Below are 25,382 nucleotides of genomic sequence, written 5' to 3'. Positions count from 1 at the left end.
AGCGTGTGAAACAAAAGTTATCAACAGGAAAATGTTAATAAGCGTCTCAATAACAACAAGTGTTTCACACGTTATCAACAGGTAAGCGGCGCTATGTGCAAAAACGAATCACACCCTGGGATTATGTGGGTAAGCGGTGGGCAAGCGTGTGAATTATCTCGCTGGAGCGCCGCTGCCGATTTTTCGGTTATCCACAACAAAACGGGTCGGCGCCGCTAGAAATGTGAACAGTTTTTTTCAAGAGAAGGTTTCTTTTAGTGGTGAATTATGCTACTATATCCGAGTAATTGCTGTTTGACGAAGGACTGTTTGGTCCGTTATAATGTAATATGTTTTTGTAATTGATTGAAATGTCTTTAAGAAGATAAGCAACAAGAATAATCGTCAAGGAGGTGGCACAATAATGGCAATGAAACGCACATATCAACCAAAGAAGCGTCATCGCGAACGCGTTCATGGTTTCATGAAACGTATGAGCACTAGCAACGGCCGCAAGGTTTTAGCAAACCGCCGTCGTAAAGGTAGAAAAGTATTATCTGCATAGGCCACTGACCCTCAGTGGTCTTTTTTTGAAAAAGTCATGCAGTGTGAATAGGCGAGCCGCGTCATTATCCTCGCTAGGGCTAGTCCAAATCAACGGAAGGCGAGGGGCTAGCCTTTTTCTTTGAATTTAAAATGTGGAGTAGTTATGAGAAAATCGTACCGAGTTAAAAAAGAAGCAGACTTCCAAACCGTGTTTCAGTTAGGCAATTCCAAGGCCAACCGCAATTATGTGGTGTACCGAATGGATAAGCCTGGGCAGAAGCATTTTCGGGTAGGCATTTCAGTTGGGAAAAAGGTGGGCAATGCCGTCCACCGTAATCAAGTGAAACGCCGGATCCGACAAAGTTTGCAAGAATTAAAGCCAGAGCTCCTCACTGAGGTAGATTTCTTGGTGATTGCCCGACCACATGCCGATCAGCTCGATCAGGCCGGGGCAAAGAAAAATTTGCAGCATGTTTTAAATTTGGCTGGTTTGCTGAAAGACGCTGAAGTGGGGGAAACAGAGTGAAGCATAAAAAACTTTTTGGCACGGCCGGCATGGGCGCCTTGCTCCTATTATTAGCCGGTTGTAGTACCAAACCCGTTACCGCCAATAGCACCGGTATTTGGGATCACTACATTATTTGGAATTTCTCGCGAGCCATTATCTGGCTGTCCAATTTATTTGGTGGCAGCTTCGGCGTCGGGATCATCGTCTTCACCATTATTATCCGGATCATCATCTTGCCGCTGATGCAGTATCAGATGAATAGTTCTCGGAAAATGATGGACTTGCAACCAGAGATGAAGGCCATTCAAGCCAAATATTCATCTAAAGATATGGAAACGCAACAAAAATTGCAGGCAGAAATGTCGAAATTGTATTCTGAAAATGGGGTGCACCCATTTGCCAGTATGTTGCCACTGATCGTCCAAATGCCAGTTTTGATTGCCTTGTATCAAGGGATTCAACGGACATCTGCTTTACGGGCGGGTACCTTCTTATGGATGCAATTAGGCAAGCCAGATCCATACTTTATTTTGCCAATTTTAGCGGCGATTTTCACTTGGGCCACTTCTAAATTGACAACGATGAGTCAAGTCCAACAAAACGGGATGAACACGGTGATGGTTTGGGGCATGCCCATCATTATCTTGTTCACCGCCATTAATTTACCATCTGCTTTAGCCGTTTACTGGGTGATCACCAACGCTTTTTCAGTTGGTCAAACCATGTTACTGATGAATCCATTTAAGATTCGGGCTGAACGCGCAGAAAAAGAAGCTGCACAGCGTGCCATTCAACGGAAGGTCGCCAAGGCCAAACGTGGGAAAAAGCGCAAACGCTAAATTCGTGAAACGTTGGGAGTTGTTCTCAACGTTTTTTGATTACCATCATTTCAAGCTGAAATTTGTTAAACTAAAGCTGCATGACAACAATAAAGGAAGTGAACGCAATGCCAATTTTTACAGCTAAAACGGTGCCAGAGGCAGTGGTGGCAGGTTTAGCCGCTTTGAAATTAGAGCAAAACACCGCCACGATCACGGTGATCAAGGCTGGTAAACGGGGCTTTTTAGGCATTGGACGTCAGTTGGCACAAGTAAAAATTGAACCCAAGCCGGTGCCAGCCATGCCTGCCAAGGCCGAAACACCACGCCAAGCAACAACGCCAGCAAAGCCGCAACCAGCCGCATCATCTATCGCAACGGTCAACAAACAAGCAGCTACCCAGCCGCAAACCATGCGGCCTGCTAATCGGGCCCAAGATGAACAGGCGCTAAAAGCGCTCCAAACTTATTTACAAGCGATTTTAAAAAGTCTCGGGCAACCAGAAGGCTTAACCTTGAAACGCGCGCCACACCATGAATTACGGGTCCAATTGCAGACGCAGCACCCTGGGCGCCTGATTGGCCGGCATGGCCGCACCTTAAACGCCTTACAATATTTGGGGCAAGTGTATGTGAATCATCAAGCTCATTCACGGTTTACCTTGTTGTTAAATGTCGGTGAATACCGGCAGCATCGCCAAGAGATTTTAAAGCGGTTGGCCAAACAGGCCTTACAAGATGTGATTGCCACCGGCCAGCCACAAATGCTGGATCCAATGCCCGCTTTTGAACGCAAACAAGTCCATGCTTACTTGGCCCACAATCGCTATGTGACCACTCATTCAGAAGGGGAAGAACCCCATCGTTATTTGGTGATCACGCCACGGGCTGGGGTTTAAATCGCAGTGGTCGGTGCCAAAACGGTTGACAAGCCACGCGGTTCTGATTTATATTAGGGCTATTATGATAGCGGTAAAGTAGTCAAAGTGCTTTCCACGCCAAACCAGTGGCGTGGTGTAGGCACTTTTTTTATGCCAAAAAGAAAGGACGATTTCTGTGACGGAAACAACTGAATTTGATACCATTGCGGCGATTTCAACGCCACCTGGTGAAGGTGCCATTTCCATTGTGCGGCTGTCAGGTGAACAAGCTTTAACCGTTGCGCAACAAATCTTTAAAGGCAAAGCGTTAAGTCAATGCGCTAGTCACACCATTAATTATGGTCATGTGGTGGATCCGCAAACCCAAAACGTGGTGGATGAAGTGATGGTTTCCGTTTTAAAGGCGCCGAAAACTTACACCCGTGAAGATATGGTTGAGATCAACACCCACGGTGGCATTGTGGCGACGAATCATGTGCTACAGCTGTTATTAAGCCATGGCGCGCGTTTAGCGGAACCAGGTGAATTTACCAAGCGGGCCTTTCTAAACGGCCGCATCGACTTAACACAGGCCGAATCTGTCATGGATCTGATCCGTGCGAAAACTGATCGGGCCATGCAAGTGGCCGTGAACCAGTTAGATGGTAACTTGTCGCACTTGATCAAAAATATTCGCCAAGAGATTTTAGACGCGCTGGCGCAGGTCGAGGTCAACATTGACTATCCAGAATATGATGCTGTGGAAACCATGACCACAAAAATGTTGCTGGAAAAAGCCACCACGGTGCGCAAACAAGTGCAACAATTATTGGCCACCGCGAATCAAGGCAAGGTGTTGCGTGAAGGATTGGCCACGGCAATTGTCGGGCGGCCCAATGTGGGCAAGTCAAGTTTGCTAAACCACTTGTTACATGAAGATAAGGCCATTGTCACCGACGTAGCCGGCACCACTCGCGACGTGATCGAAGAATACGTTAACGTCCGGGATGTGCCGTTGAAGCTGGTGGATACGGCTGGTATTCGGGACACCGATGATAAAGTTGAAAAAATTGGTGTCGAACGGTCGCGGCAGGCAATCACCGCCGCGGATCTGGTGCTGTTGGTGTTAAACAACAGTGAACCGTTAACGGCAGAAGATCAGGAACTATTAAATTTAACCGCTAATAAAAAGCGAATCGTCATTTTAAACAAAACAGATCTGCCCGTGCAGTTAGACGACGCTGCGTTGAAACAAAAAGTACCAGCGGACGATGTGATTGCCATTTCGGCGTTAACTACCAACGGGATTGATCAGTTGGAAGGCCGAATCGCCCAGTTGTTCTGGGGTGGGATCGATAATAGTCAAAGCACCACGCTGGTGTCCAATGCCCGCCAAATCGGCTTGCTTCATCAAGCGGATCAGGCTTTAGGGGATGTGCTACAAGGTATCGCTGACGGGATGCCAGTGGACTTGGTCCAAATCGACATGACCCGAGCCTGGGACTTATTAGGTGAGATCACCGGAGATTCCTATCAAGATGAGTTATTGAACCAATTATTTAGTCAGTTCTGTTTAGGCAAATAAGCGCCAAGTGAAGCGCGCTTGAAATCAAAATAAAGGAAGTTTAGCATGCAAGTTAGAGAATATGACGCGCAAGATTACGATGTGATCGTGGTTGGCGCAGGCCACGCCGGCTGTGAAGCAGCTTTAGCCGCCGCGCGGATGGGCAATGAAACCTTACTGTTAACCATTAATTTAGATATGGTCGCTTTTATGCCGTGTAACCCGTCTGTCGGCGGTCCTGCCAAAGGCATTGTAGTCCGCGAAATCGACGCGTTAGGTGGCGAAATGGGTCGGAACATTGATAAAACTTACATTCAAATGCGGATGCTAAATACCGGGAAAGGCCCTGCCGTCCGGGCTCTGCGGGCCCAAGCGGACAAGCACGCCTACCATCGCGCCATGAAAGACACCATTGAACGCACACCGCATTTAACCTTGCGTCAGGGCATCGCCGATCGTTTGTTAATGGACGGTGACGCTTGTGTAGGCATCGTCACCAACACCGGTGCCCGGTACCATGCCAAAAGTGTGGTCTTAGCTGCTGGCACGGCCTCACGCGGTAAGATCATTATCGGTGAATTACAATATTCATCGGGTCCCAACAACTCACAACCTTCCAACTATTTGTCAGAAGATTTGATGAAACAAGGCTTGAAGCTACGGCGGTTTAAAACTGGGACGCCACCACGGGTGGATGGCACCACCATTGATTACAGTGCCACCGAAGAACAACCTGGGGATGCTGATGTGAATCATTTCAGTTACACCACGTCTGATTCGATTTATTTGAAAGATCAGATCTCATGCTGGTTAACGTACACCAATCCAGCGACCCACAAAATCATTCGGGATAATTTAGACCGTGCGCCTATGTTCTCCGGCTTGATCAAAGGGGTGGGCCCTCGGTATTGCCCATCTATTGAGGATAAAATCGTGCGTTTTGCGGATAAAGATCGCCATCAGTTGTTCTTAGAACCAGAAGGCCGCGATACTGAAGAATGGTACGTCCAAGGGTTGTCTACGTCGATGCCAGAAGAAGTGCAACAACGGATCTTGCATTCGATTGCGGGCTTAGAAAACGCGCAAATGATGCGGCCAGGCTACGCCATTGAATATGACGTGGTTGAACCTTGGCAATTACGGCCAACGTTGGAAACTAAAGTGGTGAAAAACTTATTCACCGCCGGGCAAATGAACGGCACTTCTGGCTATGAAGAAGCTGCCGGGCAAGGCATTTTAGCCGGCATCAACGCTGGTTTGCGGGCATTAGGCAAAACAGAACCGTTTATTTTGAAGCGTAGCGATGCTTATATTGGCGTCATGGTGGATGATTTGGTCACCAAAGGCACTAACGAACCCTATCGCCTGTTAACCAGCCGGGCAGAATATCGTCTGATCTTACGCCATGACAATGCTGATTTGCGGTTAACGGAACGCGGCCATGACTTAGGGATGATCTCAGATGAACGTTACCAAGCCTTTTTAGCTAAAAAAGCTGCGATTCAAGCTGAATTAGACCGCTTAGGTACCTATCGCATTAAGCCAAATGATCAAGTCAACGCCTTTTTAACAGCCAAAGGCACGGCACCGCTGAAAGATGGCGTGTTGGCCAGTGATTTCTTGAAACGCCCAGAAATCAGCTATCAAGACCTATTGCAATTTATTCCAGCGGCACCAGAAACCTTGGATCGCCGGGTGATTGAACAAGTCGAAATTCAAATCAAGTACGCCGGTTATATTAAAAAAGCTGAAGACCGCGTGGCCAAGTTAAAGCGCATGGAAGCGAAAAAGATTCCCGCCAACATTGACTACGATGCGATTAACGGTTTAGCCACTGAAGCACATCAAAAATTAAAGCAGATCCAACCAGAAACCTTAGCCCAAGCCACGCGGATCAGTGGGGTCAACCCAGCTGATATTGCGATTTTGTCCGTTTATATCGAACAAGGCCGCATTGCCAAAGTGCAAGGCTAGTTGACTGTAAAGCGTCGTAACCTGTTGGGAGCGGCGCTTTTTTTGCGTTGTTGGGCCGTCCTCCGGCAACAGTGGGCTGGAACGCTGTGGGCCGACTTTGAACCAAGAAAATCACTTGTTTCAAAGCTCGACCTTGTCGTAAGCGGTAAACCGCAACGACAATTTCACGGCTGAGCCCACTGTTGCCTACGGACTAGTATTGTCATCATGATTTGGTTATTTGGACGTAACATGATTGGTACTTGTGACACGCTAAAATAATTAAGACATTGCCCTTTAAATTTAAAGACTTAAATGCTGTGACCTAAGTAGGATCGGGCGTTGTTTAGTTTATATTCCGGTCACTAAATGATAAGCGCAAATTCTAGTCCGGAAGTAACAACTGGCTCAATCGTAAAATGATCGCTAATGATTTACCATTTACGATCAGGTCGGTCTTGAAACAAGTGAATTGCGGTGCCCCTGCCGGTCAGGTTGTTACTGGATAAGGCACCTAAAAACACCTATCGACTGGTGCCGATAGGTGTGTGATAGGGACCTTATGAGGCATTTTCTGTGCGGGCGATTTTCACCAGCTGATCACCTAAATGGTCGGTTAAATATTCGATGATGCCGTTGCCTTGGCTGAAGAAAACATATTCGCGGTCGCCGTAGTGGAAACTGATGCGGGTGGCACCTAGAAATTCATCTTGGATGCCCTGTTTGATTTGGGTGAGATCCAAGGTATCGCGCCGGGTTGATTGTTTGCCAGCTGTGTACGTCAGCTGCAAACTGTCTGCCGTAAAATAAAGATTGGTATAGCAAAATTGTGCCTGCTGATTTTCAATAATTTCTAAATAAGTATTCATTTCGATCACCTCATCCCAGATACTACCGTGTGAAACGGGTTCCAGCACAAGCCTTAAATGATGTGGAACCCATTCCACATTGAAATTGGTCTATTTTAAATTTCAATCAGCTCTTGCTATGGAACGCGTTTCAGCAGGTAAGCTAAACCTATGTCAAATTAAAGGAATGAATCAAATGATCAAACAATTGTTTTTAGACATGGATGGTACGTTATTAAATCGTCAAGGCCAAGTTAGCGCTGAAAATGCCAGGGTGCTGAAAAGTTGTGGGATTCCCGTCACGTTGGTGTCCGCTCGAGCGCCGATGGAAATGCGAAGCGCCATTCAAGCGCTGGATTTGAAAACGCCTCAGATCGCCTTTAATGGTGGCTTGGTATTTCAACCCCAAGGGGCGCCTTTAACGGCGCAGCCCTTGGCACAGCGCACCAGTCGGCGCTTGTTGCAGCTGTTAAAAACAGCATTTCCAACGGTGAGTCTGAGTTATTACACGGCGGACCATTGGTACACTGCCCAGATCGACCGGGGCATCAAAGCAGAAATGGCCATTAATGATTGGGAGCCGACTTTAAGCACCGCAATCAGTGAGCAGCCGATTTTCAAAATCATGCTGATCGTTTTTGAGCCACAAGTCATGTTGAAATTACAGGCAACGTTACAAGCTTTACACTTGACTGACGTCAGTATTCAACAATCTGGTACACTGTATTTAGAGCTCACCAGTCATTTGGCCAAAAAATCAGCCGGTATCGCCCAAATCAAGCGCCAGCGTCAGCTGAAAACAACTGAAATGGCGGCCTTTGGGGATGGTCATAACGACTTGCCAATGTTGCAAGCAGTTGGCACGCCGATCGTCATGGGCAACGCGCTACCAGCCATTCAAGCGGCGGGAAAATTCGTGACCAAAACCAATGATGAAGACGGCGTGGCGTATGGCGTGACGCACTTTATTGGAGCGGTGGGCGCTAGAAAGTAGGTGTCAAAGGTGGCAACAATTCGTGATATTGCCAAACGGGCCGGGTATTCGATCTCAACGGTTTCGCGGTATTTAAATCAAAGTGGCTACGTGTCGAAAATCGCCGCTGAGGAAATTCAGCAGGTGATCACAGAAATGGACTATGTGCCCAATGATATTGCGCGGGATCTCAGCAAAGGCCATACATCAACGATTGGCGTGGTGGTGCCGCATTTACGACATCCTTATTTCATGCAATTGATGACCAGCATTATGGAAGCGGCCTTTGCGGTGAATGATCATGTGGTGATGTTGCAATCAAAATACGATGCGCAGCTTGAGGTACAATATTTGGAACAATTACACCGTAAAGCGTATGACGGGTTGATTTTTACGTCCCATGGGATTCCGTTAACACAGCTGGCGGCTTATCAAAAATATGGTCCGGTGATCTGCTGTGAAGATCCGCGTGGGGTGAAGATCGCAGCGGCCTATACGTTGCGGCAAGAAATTTATTTAGACGCTTTTCGGTTACTGCAACAAAAAGGGTACCGCCGGATCGCCATGACCTTAAGCCGACCGGAACCTGTAAGCTTAACCAGCCAAGCCACCATGGCCAGTTATCGCCAAGTCTTTGGCACTTCTCCTGCACCAGAGTTGATTCAAACTGGCGTGGCCAATTACGCGGATGGCTATCAAGCAGCTGCTGCCTTTGTTCAGTTGGCCCAGCAGCCTGATTTTATTTTTGCTAACAGTGACGACATTGCCGCAGCGATTATACAGCGTTACCAAGATGCAAACCGACCTGTGCCACCGATGATGGGCCAAGAAAATCAATTGTCTGGCCAGCTGCTAAAGTTGCCCACCATTGACCATCATTTTAAGGAAGTCGGCCAGCTGGCGTTTCAACTGGCCTATAACGGGCAGTTAAAACAATTGCCGGTGCAGTCGGAGATTATTTGGCGTTAAATTAAAAAATCCCATTAAAGGGCAATGTTGCGCGCTTTAATGGGGGAGCTTGACGGTTAGTCGTGAGGCTTTGATGGGGCTGGTTTGGTATTTTGTGGGGTTTGAAAGCCCAGGTAATTTAAAGTTTGCTCGAGCTTTTTGGCATTCTGTTGGGTTATTTTTGCGATGTATTGCTGTAATTCCTGTTCAGTGCCGATCCATTTCATAAGAAATCACTTCCTTCGATTTTTGTGATGGTACTATTCTGAATGATGCGCGTACTCCGAATACAATATTCGATACTATTCGGAAAACTCATAGGTATTTTTGAAAGTTTGCCGATGTAGGTATGTGTGGCGGACGTAATACAGTTGATAGAATTCGTCATTTTAGGTGCCATATCTGTTATAAAGGCTTCGATTAATGCACCATCTAATGATTTTTGATAGCTAGAGTTTGTATAGTGAGTTAATATTGATCGAATGGCCGGTGTTTCAATGACGTTACTTAACCAAATCTCAAATATTTTCGTATCTTTAGTGCCTGGAAATAGTTTGAGTATTGTATTATCGGGACAGTCAATATTAAATGTAATAACTGCAGGATGCGATGTGAATTTACTTGCAAACAGTTTTGCGAGGTATGCGTCCTTCTCAAAAGAATATAAACCATATCCTAGTGATCCGGGATCTTTGGAAAGCAAAGCTTGGCTGACTTTATAAAACTGTGGAATATTGATTTCGTTAAACCCATTTTGAAATATTAGATCCGCATTTTTTGAGTTGTACCGTGAAAGAGTTTAATTATCGTCATAGACAAATCACTTCTAGACGCTTTGTTTGAACATAATATTGCATAATTAAGACCACCTTTACAAATTAATAAAATTAAATCAGCTTATTAATAAGTTACGCAAAAAGTAGGTGGTTATTATTTGAGAAGTTGATTATGTTCATTGTTTAAAGCGATTATGTGACTACTCGGATTCGCTTCATGCATCCTTAGTCTAGCATAGTGACTCAGGCGGCTGTCCAGCGATTGGTTGTCTTATTTATCGGTGAAGATAAGTACGTTTACAGGGCCATTTTTTATCAGGCTAAACGTAGCCAGTGCTTTTAAGGTGTTATAAGTTGTTGTGTTGACGTATGCTCAGTTTGCTTGGTAGACTGAACTAAGCAGGTTCGTCTGATTCCGCAGATGACCTTGCATGGCCTGCAAAGCGAAAGCTAGGCAACCACAATCAGATTCAGTGCTTAGAATCAAACGACTGATCCAATTGCTATTGCAGTAGCGATTGGCTTTTTTATGTGTTAATTAGTCTAAAATAATTGCGCAGTTAAAGATGAACGAAGTATAGTACGAGATGCGAAGCCTGGCATCTGGTGCTATTTTTTTTGGAATAATTCAGGCCTAAATTGACCTAATATGTCATTGGATGGCTAATAGTTGTGTTAACGTCCACTGAATAAAGGCTTGGACATCCTGCTCAACGGCCGATAAATTACCAGCTTGCACATCTTGTAATTCTTTTAATTCCTGTTGATGATGATGGCTCATTTCAGTGATTGTTACTTCTTCAAATAGCCAACGACCTAGTGTTTCGTAAATCGGTTTAAAATTAGTGATCAGCATGGGATAAACGGCGTTACTGGAAGCAAGTGCCATTGTGTGAATAAAATCAAAATATAGGCTGGCTAATTGGGTAGCGTCTTGTGTGAGTTCGATTTGGTCAAGTATTTGTGTGGCTTGCTGTAAATGGTGGGCATCTTGTCGTTGCGTTGCTAGTTTAAAAATAGCCATTTCTAGCGATAAGCGGACTTCAAAGATCGATTTTAAAAGTGAAGGGCGATAGTTACCGTTGCGAAAGTTGATGATTTCATTTAGTGTTGCCAGACCACCTTCAAGCCAATAGTCTGCCACAAAGTTGCCTTTACGAGGTTGCATTGTGATGAAATGTAACGCAGCTAAACGTCGAAAGCCCGTGTTGATCACGGCACGACTGACTTTAAGTTGTTGGCATAATTCGCGTTCACTAGGTAATTTTTCGCCTGGTTGTAAAGCGCCAGTTAAAATGGCAGTTTTAATTTGATCCATAAATAGGTCAACTGAGGTAGGTGCTTGAATTGGTTTGAAATGCATAAGAACCTCCTGTTAGGATGCGAGTTGTCATGAATTACTTATAAAAAATTACAAATTATTAATCTGGTCATACCAAGAACCAGTTTGTAAAAAAGCTGTTAAAAGTGCGTATTTTAGATATTAAACGTTTACATCATAATCTGGCGTGCCAATAATGTAGGTGTTGATCGATTCTTATTTTAGCGATTGGAGGCAATAAAAACAATGGCAACTTATGATGTAATTGTAGTTGGTGCTGGCAATGGGGGCTTAGCAGCCGCTGCAACAGCAGCTAAAAAAGGGTTAAAAACACTTTTAATTGAACGGCACAATTTACCTGGTGGGGCCGCAACAAGTTTTACCCGTGGTCGTTTTGAATTTGAACCTGCTTTACATGAATTATCGAGTTATGGGCCTAAGACACAACCTGGTAATATACGGCAATTATTCGACTGGTTGGGTTTAAAAGTTAAGCTTCATCCAGTTCCGGATGTTTATCGGATGATCAATACAGGCGCTGATCATTTTGATGCTAAAATGCCGGCGGGGCGGCAGGCTTTTATTGACCAAATGGAACATTTGGTACCTGGTAGCCGTGCCAGTGTCACCGCATTTTTTAATATTGCAGGTGAAGGTTTGCTGGCACTGCGAGAGTTGCAAGCTGCGCCTGAACAAATAGATTGGCAGGCGTTAGATCAAAAATATCCGCATTTTTTACTGTATGGAACACAGCCTTATCAACAAGTATTGGCTACCTTGGGGATTCCAAAAAAGGCACAGTCAATTATGATGGCGTATTGGTGTTACATGGGGATTCCGGGAGATGAGTTTGAGTTTGCTTATTTTTCGACAATGTTAGCCGCCTATGTGATGCTAGATGCTTATGTTCCGGAAAATCGGTCGCATGAACTATCGACGGCGCTGGTTCAAGTTGTACTGGATCATGGTGGGGATGCTTGGTTTAATACAGAAGTAACCGCACTGACTGTCGATCAGGGGCGTGTGACCGGGGTACAAATCGGCGACCGAAAAATCACTGCAAAACAAGTTATTTGCGACATCATGCCACATATGGTCTACCAAAAAATGTTGCCAGCAACGGCAGTGCCCAAGCAAGCGTTACAGTTAGCGCATGCCCGGCAGATCGGTACCAGCGGTTTTTTGGTTTATTTTGGATTGAACCGATCACCGGAAGAACTCGGTATTGAAGACTACAGTGTATTTATGGCAGATACAGCGGATTCACGCCAGCAGTTTGCGGAAATGGATAATCGAACCCATAATAATTTTACAATTATGAATTGCTTGAATAAAGTTTTGCCCGAATGTTCGCCGGCAGGGACTTCAATTTTATATGCCACAAAGCTTTATCGCGACCGTGCTTGGGATGATGTAACCGTCGACCAATATGAAAAAGTGAAAACGCAAGTGGCGCAGGAAGTCATAACACAGTACGAACAAGCGACAGGTGTGCACATTCAAGATGCCATTGAGGAAATTGAAATTGCAGCGCCAGCTACTTTTGCACGTTATTTACGTAGTCCTGGTGGTGATATTTACGGTTATTATGGTCAGCCGTGGGATCAGTTGTTAGGCCGAACTGCGGGTTTTAAAGCAGAGGATGAATCAATTCCAGGTTTGCATTTCTGTGGCGGCGCTGGCTTTTTATTAGATGGCTATAGTTCAGCCTATCAATCAGGTTATATTGCAGCAAAAATTGTGAGTGATGAAATCGTGAAAGAAGGGGTTACGCATGGCTAAACAAACGGGTTTGGCGGCATTAGATCAAATTAAACAAATGCGGGCAGCGAAAATTGCAGCAGCACCAGCAACGCCACTAACGACACAACAGCTACCCATGAATCAATTAGCACAAGCCTTGCATCCAGAAAGCCAATATTTACGTATTGTAAAGGTAATTGAACATTTTGATAATGCTAGAAGTTATGTTTTAGAACCAGATACGACTCGAGGCACCCAACACTTGGCCTATTTTCGAGCTGGCCAGTATCTGAGTGTCCGGCTTCAGATTGAGCAAAGCTATGTGACCCGGGCTTACGCAATTCGCTCGGCACCCGCTTTGGCTTTAAAAGATCAGTATGTTTTAACCATTAAGTTAGTCCCAAATGGGTTTGTGACCCCTTATATTTTCAAGAACTGGCAAGTCGGGACACAGATTGAAACCTCGGCACCAGCAGGTGAATTATACGTACAACCATTACGTGATCAATCAACCATCGTTGGTTTAGCTGGTGGGAGTGGGATCACACCGTTCTATGCGTTGGCGCAAGCAATTGTGGATGGGACAGAATCGGTCGATCTGACCTTGCTTTACGGCAGCCGAACACACGATCAAATTTTATTAGATACTGAATTTGATCAGTTAGTGCAACAAAGTGATCGGATTAAGGTAGTCCATGTTCTGAGTGATGAACAAGTCCCCGGCTATGAATCGGGTTTTATCACAGCAGATTTGATCCGTAAGTATGCACCGACAACCCCTTACTCCATTTTTGTTTGTGGGCCAGAAGGCATGTATCAGTTCATTGATCAAGAAGTTTTAAAATTGAAGCTACCTGCCGGCCGAGTACGGCATGAATTAAGCGGTAATGGTGGTGCTCCAGATCAATTACCAGGCTATCCACAGACAGCCAAAGGTAAAGTTTTTCAAATGACAGTCTTATTACAAGACAAAACCCGTACGATTCCTGCTCGAAGTGATGAATCTGTTTTGGTCGCGATGGAGCGTGCCGGCATTGTCGCACCATCATTGTGTCGTAGTGGGGACTGTGGTATTTGCCGCTCACGCTTGGTGACGGGAGAGGTCTTTGCACCAATTGTTAAAGATGGTCGCCGCAAAGCAGATCAGGACTATGGCTATATTCACACCTGTGTCACGTATCCAACAAGTGATCTGACTGTCGAGGTACCCATTCATGATTTGGCAGATCAGTTTGGCTAAAATAGGCTGATAATGGTCGCATGAAAATTTAGAAGCTGAAATTTTTGAACTTTTTACCGAGCAGAATAGTTGTGTTTCAGACGCTGGCTCGGGTATACTCTGCTTGAGGTAGTGAGTGGCCTCAAGATTCAAAACTTTCTGATTGATCAGGTGCGGTTGCAGGCAATTGTAGCTGATCAAAGGCGCCGCGCCGCTTGCACGGAGGCGCCTAGAGTCCGATTGCGTTGGCGCGATTGGACTTTTTTTGATGCAACGAAAAAAGCCGCCTCGTGGCGACTTTAAATGTTAACGTTGCGTTTGGCGGTAGCTGCGCCAAGCGGCGAATAAGGCAATGGCAGCTAAGCCGCAGATCAGCCAATAGTCAATTTGGGCGCCGGTTAGTGTGGTAACCGCCACATCAGCGTGACTTTGTTGGGTGAGGCCAATGACGGCTGCGAAGACACCTGTTCCTAAAGAACCAGCGTACTGTTGGCTGGTGTTAAAGGCCGCGTTAATGTCAGCCTTTTGTTGTGGCTGGACGTAGCGGCTGGCGTCACTAATGCTGTTCCCAAAGGCCAAGGCGAACCCCATGCGTAACAGGCTGTAAAATAAAGCAATCGTCAGCAACGTTGGTTGATGGCCCCAAATGGCAAAGGCGGCGGCACCGGCTAGAAAGAGCCAGTGGCCGATGATAATCGGAATAGGGCGGGCACTATTATCGAGCCAACGCCCGGCAAAGGGTGCGGCAATGGCGCCTAATAATGAGCCAGGGAGCACCAGCATACCGGCGGTAAAGGCGGATTGGTGTAACACGTATTGCACGACCTGTGGCAGCACAAAGGCTAAACCAATATTGATAAATTGTAATAAGAAGTAGCCTAATAAATGCCAAGTGATCAACTTTGTTTTGAAAATGGAAAAGTCGATCAGATGCCGCTGGGACTGCCGATTGTAGGCGCTATAGCTAAGGACCAATACGACGGTAAGGAGGAACAAGCCGCCAAACTGCCAATTCAAAAAGCCGCGCTGCGCAGCTTGCCCAAAGGCTAGGTCTAATGCGGTAAAACCAGCGGCTAATAAGATGAAACCGAACCCGTCAAATTGATCATCAGGTTTCAAAGCTGGTAGATCTAAATTGAACAGGCCCATGAAAAAGACGATGACGATCAATGGCATGAGGACTAAGAAAATCCAGCGCCAAGACCACAGCGAGGTGAGCAAACCACCATACGTAGGGCCTAAAGCTGGGGCGGCGGCAATCATCATCGCGGCCAGCCCATTATAGGTGGCGATGCGCTGCCGGGGCACGCTGGCCAAAATAATGTGGAACATCAGTGGCGTGGAAAGCCCGGTGGCAAACGCCTGGATCAGGCGTCCAATCAACATGGTGAGAAAATTTTGTGCCAAGGCGTTCATTAAGCAACCAATGGTAAAGCAAGTAATCGCAAAAATAAAAAGCGTTTTAACCGGATAGCGTTTGATCAGGTGCGCTGACGCCAGCATCACCATGGTCACCACGAGTAAATAGCCTGTGGTCAGCCATTGAATGGTGGCGAGATTGACGTGCATGGTATGCGTTAAAGTGGCAAAGGCCACGTTTAACGACGTTTCGACTAAAATGCCCATAAAACTCAGTAAGCCGGTGGCCATAATGCTGAGAATGACCCGGCGTGGTAAGCGTTGTTCCAAAGTGTTCACACTACTTTCATTTAAAATATCATCAAATAAAAAAACCGCAGATCCCCAACACGGAAGCCAGGCTTCCCGGAATTTACGGTTAACGTGAGTCAATTTGATTTAAGATTAGTATACCACAATTTAGATGAAATGGCTGTGGCGATAACTATACCACCCACCAAGCAATGCAATGGTGGCCAGGACCACGATGATCCAAAAGTCGGCGATGGCGCCTTGTAAGGTGCTGGTGGTTAAATTGGTGTGGCCTGCTTGAAAAACACCGATCACGGCTGCAAAGACGCCAGTCCCTACTGAGCCAGCGTACTGCTGACTGGTGTTGTATGAGGCGTTAAGATCGGCCTTTTGATAAGGGTCGACATAGCGGCTGGCATCGCTGATCGTGTTGCCAAAAGCTAACCCGAAACCGGCCCGCATGAGAATGTAGAAAATCGCAATGGTCCAAATTGTAGTGTGTTCCCCAATCAAGGCGAAAATCAAGGCCCCAGCCAGCAGGACTAAGTGGCCAACGACCAGCGGCGCTGGTCGGTGACAATTATCAAACCAACGGCCAGCCAATGGGGCGACGATCGCCCCGACTAAACAGCCTGGCAGCACCAACAGCCCGGCAGTAAAAGCAGAGCGGTGTAATGCATACTGGACCACTTGCGGCAAAATAAAGGCACAGCCAATGTTAATAAATTGCAAAATAAAGTAGCTGACCCAATGCCAAACGATCAGCGGGTCTTTGAAAATTGAAAAGTCCATTAAATGCCGCTTGGCATGGCGGTTGTAAAGGATGTAAAGGCCCACCAGCACAGCCGTTAAGGCCAGTAAACCGCCAAATTGCCAAGAGCTGAAGCCGGCTTTGGCTGCGGCGGTAAATGATAAATCGAAAATCGTTAAGGCAATCGCCAAAATCACAAAGCCGGGCACGTCAAATTGATCATCTGGTTTTAACGGTGGCAGGTCTAAATTGAATACACCTAATAAAATAACGATCACCATAAACGGCAGGAGAATGAAGAACACCCAGCGCCATGACAACAGTGAGGTAAGCAGGCCGCCATAAGTGGGCCCTAAAGTGGGGGCCAACGCGATCAACATGGCTGCCAAACCGTTATAGGTGGCCACTCGATTCCGTGGCACACAGGATAAAATAATGTGAAAGATCAGCGGGGTGGACAGGCCAGTGCCGAGGGCTTGAATCAAGCGGCCTAGCAGCATGACCGGGAAGTTTTGGGCAAAGCCGTCTAACAAACAACCAACGGTAAAGGCTACTGTTGCGAAAATAAAGAGGTTTTTAACCGGATAACGTTTGATCAAATGGGCGGATGTCAGCATGATCATGGTGACCACCAGTAAATTACCGGTGGTCAGCCACTGAATGGTGGCTAAATTCACGTGGAAGGTTTTGGTCAGCGTGACAAAGGCCACGTTTAACGACGTTTCCACCATAATGCCCATAAAACTGAGCAAGCCAGTGGCCAAAATACTAAAACTCACATTGCGTGGTAACTTTTGTTGCAAAAAAATCGTCCTTTCATTCAAATAAGCCGCCACTCCCACTTGGAAGCGCCGGCTAACTTGGGTCTGTTTCATTTCGTTCAGTATAGCATAGACGAGGTTTTAAATTCAAATTGGTTTAGGTGTCATAATGGTATGGTATTCATTAAGAAAGCCGATTCAATTTAAATTGGTTTAGCAGCTTATAAAAACAGTCTGGAGCGGTATTCATGTTGGCTTGCAGCCCTAGTTTGATTGAATGATTTCGAAATTTGGTCACGCATGCTTAGGTGGTATTTGGAAAATCTGACAAGGCCCTTTAGCTTGTTAAAAAATGCGATTGCTATATAATGATAGTAAGGAATATGTAAGGAGTTTTTGAAAGGACGTGATTGCATGAAGACGCTCGCAAAGGTGACGGCTCAAATGACAACTAAAAATCAAATCACAGTTCCGAAAGAGGTGCGGCAGGCATTGAAGTTGCGTGAACATGAGCAACTGGAATTTGTTATTACAACTGAAGGCGTCCAAGTTAAACGCAAACCGTTGACTCAGGATAATCTCTGGGAGATTGTCGCTGAACAAACAGCGAAATATGGCAGCTATGCCACCGATGAAGTTGATTGGGGTTCAGACGTTGGGGCGGAGGTGTTTGAAGAATGACCAAGCGGAAATTACAGTCAGGCGATATTTTAATGATTGAATTTAATCCAGCTAAAGGCACAGAAATGAAAAAATATCGTCCCGCCCTTGTGATCAGCAATGACCAATACCAGCAATTTTTTAATACTGTGATCGTGGTCCCAATCAGCTCAGCCGAAAAATATCGGGCTATGGAAAAGTACCGTCTGTCGCCATTATTTGTCGATCTGAAGCCCTATCTTTTAGCAGGGGATATTGTTGGGACAGCACTGTTACAGCACGTTCGGGCAATCGATCCCAGTGTTCGATCTGATTTACAACCCGTTGGTCAGATCAATAGTCGTGGCTTGAAGATGATTCAGCAGGTTGTGCAGCAGTTTTTTTAAAATGACTGGGATAGATCGTTGTTGGAAGAAAACGAAATGATGAATGATAGCGCAACGCCAAAAACACCCTGGCGCCACATTGGCTAACAGGGTGTTTGGTTTGTGCAGTGTTATTTTGTGGTCAAAGTCGCCACTGGATCGCCTGCTTGAATGGGTTGCGAATGAAGCTGAGCCAAGGAAGTGTGATCAATCACGACCATGTTGGTTAAAATAACCATGGTGGTTGTTGCTTTGCCAGCAGCTTGAATCGCTGTTAAGTCGGTTTTAACTAAGGGGGTGCCAGCTTGAATGTGTTGGTCTGTTTTGACCAAAACTTCAAACGGGGTGCCTTCTAATTCAACGGTATTGATCCCAATATGCACCAAGATTTCGACCCCAGCTGGTGTGGTGATACCAATGGCGTGTTTCGTTGGGAAAATGGTGGTGATCACGCCGTCAACTGGTGCCACAATGGTGTCAGCGGTTGGTTCGACGGCAAAGCCATCCCCCAGCATCTTTTGCGCAAAGGTTGGATCGGCAACTTGTTCAATGGGCACCAGTTCACCGCTGGCAGGGCTAACCAATGTCTCAGTGGCTGTGTGTCCGGTAGTGCTAGGTTCGACTGGCGCTGCTATTGGCGTGACGGGATTAGCTTGAAGCTGTGCGTGATTGGCTTTCAAGGCGCTTAAGGCGTCGGCTACAAACTGAACATCGGTGCCGATGATGATTTGCAAGTTCGTTTTGCTGATCACGTTTAGGCCTGCAACACCAGCCGCTTTGATGGCAGTTTGATCTACTTTGCCAGTGTCATTAAGCTGCAACCGTAAGCGGGTGGTGCAATTGTCAACGACGGTTAAATTCGCTGCGCCGCCTAAAGCTTGATAAAGTTGTTGCGCTTTAATTTGGTATTTATCTTGACCAGCCGCGGTGGTGACCACTGGCGCTTCAGCGGTGACCGGCTCGCGGCCAGGCGTCATGAGATTGAACTTTTTAATGGCGAAATCAAAGCCAAAGTAGTAGATCACCGCCATTACTACGCCTTGCGCCAGCAACATCAAAGGCTGATTGGCAATGGGTAAATGGGCGCTTAACACGAAATCGACCAGGCCAGCGCTAAAGGTAAAGCCGGCGGTCCAGTGCATTAAGGCCGCAAAAGCGAGCGAAAGTCCTGTGAACACCGCGTGTAATAAATACAGTGGCCAGGCCACGAACATAAACGAGAATTCCAGTGGTTCCGTGACACCGGTGAAAAAGGCCGCAAAAGCGCCGGCCAGCATCAGGCCTGCTGTTTCTTTTTTACGCGCAGGTAAGGCATTGCGATAAATGGCCAAAGCCCCAGCCGGTAAGCCAAACATCATCACTGGGAAAAAGCCAGCTTGGTAGCGGCCTGTGATGCCTTTGACCCCTTCATTGGCCCAAAACTTGCCAATATCGTTGATGCCAGCGGTGTTAAACCAAAAGACTTGATTTAACGCCTGATGTAAGCCGGTGGGAATCAACAGGCGATTGAAAAAACCGTATAGGCCAGCTCCCACTGCGCCTAAATGAACGAATAACTTCCCAAAGGCCACTAAGGCACCATATAAAGCCGGCCAGATCACCATTAAAATTAAGGTGAACACCAACATGACCAGCGCGGCCAAAATGGGAATCATCCGTTTACCACTGAAAAAGGATAACGCCATGGGCAATTGCGTGTTGTGGAACCGATTATACAAGGCTGCCGCAATCAGCCCGGCGACGATCCCAATAAAGACGTTGCCACTAATGGCGCTAAAAGCGGGGGCAACGTGGCTGACTTTGATCCCTTTTAACAGTGCCACGCTAGCCGGGGCCAAAATGGAAACTGGTACATAATAGGCTACAACAGCCGCTAAAGCCGCCGCACCAGATTTGTCTTTTACCATGCCTAGCGCTAAACCAACTGCAAAGAGTAACGCAAGCTGATTTAGAATAGCCGTGCCACCGGCTTGTAAAAACTGGGCTAGAAACCACTTGCTAGGTAGATAATGGCCAACCCCGACTAACAGTGCCGCTGCTGGTAGTACCGCAACAGGTAGCTGCAATGAGCGTCCCATGCGCTGTAAATAATCTTTCATCCTCTCACATCTCCCTTAAATGTTACATTTCATAACATGACGCTAGTTTAGCACTCACCTTCAGAAAATTCTAGCAACTTTTCGAGCATGTTAGTTTTATGAAAATAGTCTGAAAAGCTTTATTTACTGTGGTATTGGTTGTGATAAGGGCTCTGATTTTTTTTGAGCACTTACGGTGGGATGTGATGTTTAAAATGATTGTGGCATCTGTAGCGGGGGAAGGTGAAACAGAAACGAAGCAGGCAGAAGTTATCAGCAGATAAGTTGAACATCATCACTTGCTCATGAGACAACCTCACTGAAAGGTGTGACTCACATGCAAAAGAAAGCGAAAAAGCAAATTCAGGTGCAACTCGATGCAACGTTGGCAACTGAAGTGGCAGCCATTTTAAGTGAAATTGGATTAACACCGGCTAGTGCCATTACCATTTTCTATAAGCGAATCGTCGCTGAGCAAGGCCTGCCATTTGAATTAGGCCGCACAACACAACAGACGATTGATGCTGGCTTGCAACAGGTGATTGAAACGACGCCAATTCATGATTTGGATCGTGACCCGAACTGGGAGAAAGCACTGTTCAGTGAGTGAAACGGCGGCTTTAGCGCGTGTTGAGCCATTGAGCTGGCAATGCAAAAAAACACCTCATCAATTTCGATAAGGTGTTTAGTCCAATTCAGTTTTAGGATGTTTTAGGCGTTCGGTCGCTTGATTGTAAACTTTTTTATCTTCACGCTTACCGATTGCCACAATATTAATAATTTGAATTTTATTTTCAGTGGCGCCAAAAATAATGCGTAAGCCCATTTTACGATTTTTAAGTTTATGATAACCGGCTAGTGGTCCGCTAAGGGGTTCGCCACAGAGCATGCCAAGTTTTTTAATGCGTGCTAGCCCTTTATCCACGAAGACCTTTTGCGCGCCATCTAAATGTCGATAATCTTGTGCTGCAGATTTAAAGTACTGCAGTTCATAGTCGGTTTGCGTCATGCTATTCCCAACCGTCGTTAGAATCGATTTCGTTGGGTAGTCGATGACCAATCGCTTCAGTTTCGTGCAGTCGTGTGCCATCATCTTGTTGAATGGCCGCTAAAGCACGCTGTTCTGTCTTTAAATCGAGTAGGGCTTCCTGATCAGCGACCAATTGTTGGTATTGCTCCGGTGTGAGTGTCACGCTAAGTGCTTTACCACGGTTAAGGACGTAGATGCCAGTATCTAATTCAGCGGCCATTTTGGCGATTTTAGTTGGATTCTTTTTGACTTCAGAGGTGCTGACAGTCGGTACATCTAAGATTTTCATCGCAAACCATCCTTTCTTAATAAACTTATTTTAATACGTTTTAAAAACTTTTAAAAGTCTTTTGATCACAAAAAAACACCCCACCGACACGTCATCGGCAGGGCGTTTTTTGAGTTTAACCAACTGACCACTGGCATAATCAGTTGGGTGTTGAAACAGTTTCATAAGGATGTGTCAAAATCAGAGTGTTACTTTAAAGGCTTCCATTCCCATTCTTCAACTTCTGGGATGTCCGTGCCTTCTTCACGAATGAAGTCATGATGCTTTTGCAAAATGGCATCCATTTGTTGGATGGTGTGGGCACCTTTTTCAGTGAAGGCAGGGGTGTCTAAGATGGCTTCCTTAACCAAGTGGAAGCGGTCCAGTTCGTTACGCACACGCATGTCGAATGGTGTGGTAATATCGCCTTCTTCACGGTAGCCGTGAACATGCAAGTTATGGTTGTGACGGTCGAAGAAGATGTCTTTAACCAGGTCATCGTAACCATGGTAAGCGAAGATGACAGGCTTGTCTTTGGTGAAGTACATATCGAATTCGTCGTCTGACAAACCACGAGGGTCATCAGCTTTCAACTTCAATAAATCAACCACGTTGACAAAGCGAATCTTCAAATCAGGTAATTGTTCATGCAAGATTGAAATCGCAGCTAAGCTTTCCAAAGTTGGTTCTGAACCAGCTGCGGCAAAGACAACATCAGGTTCAGCGCCTTGGTCTGTGCTAGCCCAGTCAACGATGCCTAAGCCTTTTTCAACGAGTTCACGGGCTTCAGTTGCGGTGAACCATTGTGGGCGTGGGTGTTTGCTGGCAACGATCAAGTTAATGACTTGTTTCGCCTTTAAAGACTTGTCAAAGACAGCGACTAATGAGTTGGCATCAGCTGGTAAGTATTCACGGATGTACTTGGTCTTCTTTTCAGCCAAATGCGTGATAACACCAGGATCTTGGTGAGAATAACCATTATGATCTTGTTGGAAAGCCGTTGAAGAAGCAATGATGTTCAAAGCAGGGACATCTGCACGCCAATCAGCTTCTTCATGAGCGTTACGTAACCACTTGAAGTGTTGCGTCAACATAGAGTCAACGACACGTAAGAATGACTCGTAGCTGGCGAAGAAACCATGACGACCAGTTAAGGTGTAGGCTTCAAGCAAGCCTTCGTCCATATGTTCTGACAACATTGAATCAATGATCCGGCCTTCAGGGGCGAGTAAAGCATCGCTACCATCCTTGATTGGTTCAAGCCATTGACGACGTGTGTCTTCAAAGACTGCATTCAAACGGTTTGATAACGTTTCATCAGGACCGAAGCCACGGAAGTTATGGTTGTCAGCATTTAACTTGATCACGTCACGAATGTAGTCGCCTAAAATGATCATATCTTGGTTCATCTTAGCGCCATGTTCAGTGTTATCCAACGCGTAGTCTTTAACGTCTGGCAAGATCAATTCTTTTGTTAAGGCGCCACCATTGGTGTTCGGGTTCTTCGCCATCCGCTTGTCACCTTTAGGTGCTAAAGCTTTGATTTCAGGCTTGATCGTGCCGTTTTCATCAAATAATTCGTCAGGCTTGTAGCTCTTTAACCAAGCAACTAACTTGTCGGCGTGTTCCATGTGGTTTTGATCCACTGGAATTGGAATTTGATGGGCACGGAATGAACCTTCGATTTGTTCGCCATCCCAAGCCTTAGGACCGCCCCAACCTTTAGGTGCGCGGAAGACGATCATTGGCCATGTTGGACGAGATTCGTCATTGTTATCCTTGGCATTCTTACGAATGGCCTTGATTTCTTCAATGACAGCATCTAATTCTTTGGCCATTAATGGATGCATCTTCTTAGGATCAGTACCTTCAACAAAATGAGGGTCCCAGCCTAAGCCAGTGAAGTAATCTTTCAATTCTTCATGTGACATCCGTGAAAGAACCGTTGGATTAGAAATCTTAAAGCCATTTAAGTTTAAGATTGGTAAAACAGTCCCGTCTGTAATTGGGTTGATGAATTTATTAACATGCCAAGAAGTTGCCAATGGGCCAGTTTCTGATTCACCATCACCGATTACAGTGGCTGTAATCAAGTCTGGGTTATCTAAGATTGCACCAGCACCGTGAACAAGTGAGTAACCTAATTCGCCACCTTCATGAATGGAACCTGGTGTTTTAGGATCCGCATGAGAAGCCACGCCGCCTGGGAATGAGAATTGTTTGAATAAACGCTTCATCCCTTCAGTGTCTTCAGTGATCTTAGAATAAGCTTCCGTATAGCTGCCATCAAGGTAAGCATTGGAAACCATAACTTGGCCACCATGACCTGGGCCTTCAATGTAAAGCATATCCAAGTTGTACTTGTTAATGACCCGGTTTAAATGGGCATAAATGAAGTTTTGGCCTGAGATCGTGCCCCAGTGACCAATTGGATGAACTTTAACGTCTGAGGCTTTTAATTCCCGACGTAACAATGGGTTATCTTTCAAATATAGTTGGCCGACAGACAGGTAGTCAGCTGCGCGCCAGTATTTATCAACGTTGTCTAAATATTCTGTAGATGAATAGTCAGTAGTTTGTGCTTCACTCATAATTGGCAATCCCCTTTGCAATTGTTTGCTTTTATTGATTACACCAATATAATACCGCTTTCGAAGTGAAAGTCAAACCATTTGTGCCAAATAAATAGAATTAATTTTTGTCTTCTTATGTTAGTGCTTATCACCAGAAATGACTGTTGTATCAGCTAATCTAATACGATTTGCAATATCATCGTCAATATGACAGTCGCTAATGATAACGTCAACATTTGAAATGTCTGAAGTCTTATACAAGGCATTTTTTTTGAATTTAGAATGGTCTGCCAAAACAATTTTAACTTTGCAATGTTCCATCATTTTTTTAGAAACCTCTACTTCACCAAAATAATGATTAGTAATACCGGCATTAAGATCAACACCGCCACAGCCGAAAAAGCCTACATCACAGTAAATGCTAGAAATATTATTCAATGTCAACGGTCCAGAAACAGACCCCTCACTTTGTCGAAAGCTGCCACCTAAAAAGATGATTTGAATATTATTATTGTAAAATTCGAGACACTTTAAAACATTTGTTGAACTAGTGATAACAGTCAATTCACGTAAATTGCTTTTTTTAATAGCCTCTGCAACTTGAACAGCAGAGCTTCCGTAGTCTAAGAAAACAGAATCGCCATTGTGAATAAAGCGAATAGCATTACGTGCAATTTCCTGTTTTTCTGTAATAAATTCTTCTTTACGTTTACCATATTTTGTTTCTTTTACCCGATTGGGAAGGGTTGCACCACCACGAATTGCACGTACAATTCCTTGTTGATCAAGTGTGTAGATATCTTTTCGAATCGTTTCACGCGAGATGTTCAGCTTTTTACTAATATCTGAAATTTTAATGGTTTCTAATTTATTGACCTGGTCAATAATCCATTTCTGTCTTTGTCCAATATCCATAGTTGATACTTCCTTTGATTAGTTATTAATTGAAATGATTACACTATTAAATTGAGTTTTGCAAACACTGTTTTTTTGATTGTACTTGTTTGGTATTGTTTGGAATTAAGTATAGCATTTAGTGTAATGCATTTTAATTGCTTTGCAAGTAAATGTTATTATATAATGGCAACGCTTACAATACCAATAATCAGTGTTTTGTTTTTGTTTGCAAAATCACAAGCAATAAAACGCTTGCAAACATATCGCAAAATAGTTATACTTTAAAACGAAAG

23 protein-coding genes are annotated in these 25,382 nt (G+C 45.3%); 13 read left to right on the top strand and 10 right to left on the bottom strand.

What is annotated here, in order from left to right:
* Nucleotides 1–403 precede the first annotated feature (403 nt).
* The 6 genes from rpmH to mnmG all read left to right on the top strand — a co-directional run bounded on the left by rpmH (nt 404) and on the right by mnmG (nt 6,249).
* A complete protein-coding gene (rpmH, locus tag FC07_RS12535) occupies nt 404–544 on the top strand; it encodes a 50S ribosomal protein L34 (protein ID WP_155797814.1) in 141 nt (46 codons plus the stop codon).
* Between the two features lie 144 nt (nt 545–688).
* Nucleotides 689–1,051 (top strand): ribonuclease P protein component, encoded by a 363-nt coding sequence (gene rnpA / locus FC07_RS12530; RefSeq protein WP_057905430.1) that lies wholly within the window; start codon nt 689–691, stop codon nt 1,049–1,051.
* Nucleotides 1,052–1,080: 29 nt separating this feature from the next.
* Nucleotides 1,081–1,872: a membrane protein insertase YidC gene (gene yidC, locus FC07_RS12525; protein WP_057905472.1), complete on the top strand. Its 792-nt coding sequence runs from the start codon at nt 1,081–1,083 to the stop codon at nt 1,870–1,872.
* Between the two features lie 107 nt (nt 1,873–1,979).
* Nucleotides 1,980–2,750, top strand: coding sequence for an RNA-binding cell elongation regulator Jag/EloR (gene jag, locus FC07_RS12520; protein WP_057905429.1), 771 nt, complete (start codon nt 1,980–1,982; stop codon nt 2,748–2,750).
* A 157-nt stretch (nt 2,751–2,907) separates the two neighbouring features.
* Nucleotides 2,908–4,296: a tRNA uridine-5-carboxymethylaminomethyl(34) synthesis GTPase MnmE gene (gene mnmE / locus FC07_RS12515; RefSeq protein WP_155797815.1), complete on the top strand. Its 1,389-nt coding sequence runs from the start codon at nt 2,908–2,910 to the stop codon at nt 4,294–4,296.
* Nucleotides 4,297–4,341: 45 nt separating this feature from the next.
* Nucleotides 4,342–6,249, top strand: coding sequence for a tRNA uridine-5-carboxymethylaminomethyl(34) synthesis enzyme MnmG (mnmG, locus tag FC07_RS12510; protein WP_057905427.1), 1,908 nt, complete (start codon nt 4,342–4,344; stop codon nt 6,247–6,249).
* Between the two features lie 539 nt (nt 6,250–6,788).
* Here the strand turns inward: mnmG and FC07_RS12505 are convergent.
* On the bottom strand, nt 6,789–7,097 hold the full coding sequence (locus tag FC07_RS12505; RefSeq protein WP_057905426.1) for a hypothetical protein: 309 nt from the start codon (nt 7,095–7,097) through the stop codon (nt 6,789–6,791).
* A 175-nt stretch (nt 7,098–7,272) separates the two neighbouring features.
* On the opposite strand from FC07_RS12505, the gene FC07_RS12500 reads away from it, so the two are divergent.
* Both FC07_RS12500 and FC07_RS12495 read left to right on the top strand, forming a co-directional pair.
* Nucleotides 7,273–8,070 carry an HAD family hydrolase gene (locus FC07_RS12500; RefSeq protein WP_057905425.1) on the top strand — a complete coding sequence of 266 codons (798 nt, stop codon included), beginning with the start codon at nt 7,273–7,275 and terminating at the stop codon, nt 8,068–8,070.
* Nucleotides 8,071–8,079: 9 nt separating this feature from the next.
* Nucleotides 8,080–9,018, top strand: a complete 939-nt coding sequence (locus tag FC07_RS12495) for a LacI family DNA-binding transcriptional regulator (protein WP_057905424.1) — start codon at nt 8,080–8,082, stop codon at nt 9,016–9,018.
* 56 nt (nt 9,019–9,074) lie between these two features.
* Here FC07_RS12495 and FC07_RS15925 read toward each other — a convergent pair whose 3' ends face one another.
* Both FC07_RS15925 and FC07_RS12485 read right to left on the bottom strand, forming a co-directional pair.
* Nucleotides 9,075–9,224, bottom strand: coding sequence for a hypothetical protein (locus FC07_RS15925; RefSeq protein ID WP_155797816.1), 150 nt, complete (start codon nt 9,222–9,224; stop codon nt 9,075–9,077).
* Nucleotides 9,225–10,425: 1,201 nt separating this feature from the next.
* Complete coding sequence (locus FC07_RS12485; RefSeq protein ID WP_057905422.1) at nt 10,426–11,136, bottom strand: FadR/GntR family transcriptional regulator; 711 nt, start codon at nt 11,134–11,136, stop codon at nt 10,426–10,428.
* 204 nt (nt 11,137–11,340) lie between these two features.
* On the opposite strand from FC07_RS12485, the gene FC07_RS12480 reads away from it, so the two are divergent.
* The gene (locus FC07_RS12480; RefSeq protein WP_057905421.1) at nt 11,341–12,876 is read left to right on the top strand and encodes a phytoene desaturase family protein; all 1,536 of its coding nucleotides are present in this window, start codon (nt 11,341–11,343) and stop codon (nt 12,874–12,876) included.
* Nucleotides 12,869–14,077 carry an iron-sulfur cluster-binding domain-containing protein gene (locus FC07_RS12475; protein WP_057905420.1) on the top strand — a complete coding sequence of 403 codons (1,209 nt, stop codon included), beginning with the start codon at nt 12,869–12,871 and terminating at the stop codon, nt 14,075–14,077. The genes FC07_RS12480 and FC07_RS12475 overlap by 8 nt, the downstream gene beginning before the upstream one ends.
* A 285-nt stretch (nt 14,078–14,362) precedes the next feature.
* On the opposite strand, the gene FC07_RS12470 is transcribed toward FC07_RS12475, so the two are convergent.
* A complete protein-coding gene (locus tag FC07_RS12470) occupies nt 14,363–15,745 on the bottom strand; it encodes an MFS transporter (RefSeq protein WP_057905419.1) in 1,383 nt (460 codons plus the stop codon).
* A gap of 129 nt (nt 15,746–15,874) precedes the next feature.
* Entirely contained in the window at nt 15,875–17,260 is a 1,386-nt protein-coding gene (locus FC07_RS12465; protein ID WP_057905418.1) for an MFS transporter, read from the bottom strand.
* A 372-nt stretch (nt 17,261–17,632) separates the two neighbouring features.
* Between FC07_RS12465 and FC07_RS12460 the strand changes: the two genes are divergently transcribed.
* A complete protein-coding gene (locus FC07_RS12460; protein WP_057905417.1) occupies nt 17,633–17,899 on the top strand; it encodes an AbrB/MazE/SpoVT family DNA-binding domain-containing protein in 267 nt (88 codons plus the stop codon).
* A complete protein-coding gene (locus tag FC07_RS12455; RefSeq protein ID WP_057905416.1) occupies nt 17,896–18,264 on the top strand; it encodes a type II toxin-antitoxin system PemK/MazF family toxin in 369 nt (122 codons plus the stop codon). Before FC07_RS12460 ends, FC07_RS12455 begins: the two co-directional genes overlap by 4 nt.
* Before the next feature lie 110 nt (nt 18,265–18,374).
* Here FC07_RS12455 and nagE read toward each other — a convergent pair whose 3' ends face one another.
* Complete coding sequence (gene nagE / locus FC07_RS12450; protein WP_057905415.1) at nt 18,375–20,342, bottom strand: N-acetylglucosamine-specific PTS transporter subunit IIBC; 1,968 nt, start codon at nt 20,340–20,342, stop codon at nt 18,375–18,377.
* Nucleotides 20,343–20,658: 316 nt separating this feature from the next.
* On the opposite strand from nagE, the gene FC07_RS12445 reads away from it, so the two are divergent.
* Nucleotides 20,659–20,931 carry a type II toxin-antitoxin system RelB/DinJ family antitoxin gene (locus tag FC07_RS12445; RefSeq protein ID WP_057905414.1) on the top strand — a complete coding sequence of 91 codons (273 nt, stop codon included), beginning with the start codon at nt 20,659–20,661 and terminating at the stop codon, nt 20,929–20,931.
* A gap of 75 nt (nt 20,932–21,006) precedes the next feature.
* On the opposite strand, the gene FC07_RS12440 is transcribed toward FC07_RS12445, so the two are convergent.
* From FC07_RS12440 to FC07_RS12425, 4 genes are all read right to left on the bottom strand, one after another.
* On the bottom strand, nt 21,007–21,330 hold the full coding sequence (locus tag FC07_RS12440) for a type II toxin-antitoxin system RelE family toxin (protein WP_057905413.1): 324 nt from the start codon (nt 21,328–21,330) through the stop codon (nt 21,007–21,009).
* A 1-nt stretch (nt 21,331) separates the two neighbouring features.
* Nucleotides 21,332–21,640, bottom strand: coding sequence for a type II toxin-antitoxin system Phd/YefM family antitoxin (locus FC07_RS12435; RefSeq protein ID WP_057905412.1), 309 nt, complete (start codon nt 21,638–21,640; stop codon nt 21,332–21,334).
* Between the two features lie 188 nt (nt 21,641–21,828).
* Nucleotides 21,829–24,210 carry a phosphoketolase family protein gene (locus tag FC07_RS12430; RefSeq protein ID WP_057905411.1) on the bottom strand — a complete coding sequence of 794 codons (2,382 nt, stop codon included), beginning with the start codon at nt 24,208–24,210 and terminating at the stop codon, nt 21,829–21,831.
* Between the two features lie 120 nt (nt 24,211–24,330).
* On the bottom strand, nt 24,331–25,107 hold the full coding sequence (locus FC07_RS12425) for a DeoR/GlpR family DNA-binding transcription regulator (RefSeq protein WP_057905410.1): 777 nt from the start codon (nt 25,105–25,107) through the stop codon (nt 24,331–24,333).
* Between the last annotated feature and the right edge of the window lie 275 nt (nt 25,108–25,382).

Origin of the sequence: Loigolactobacillus bifermentans DSM 20003, from assembly GCF_001434575.1 — a bacterium.
GTDB classification, from domain to species: Bacteria; Bacillota; Bacilli; order Lactobacillales; family Lactobacillaceae; genus Loigolactobacillus; species Loigolactobacillus bifermentans.
Note: the sequence above shows the minus strand (reverse complement) of the source record. Positions and strands in the feature narration are given on the sequence as shown.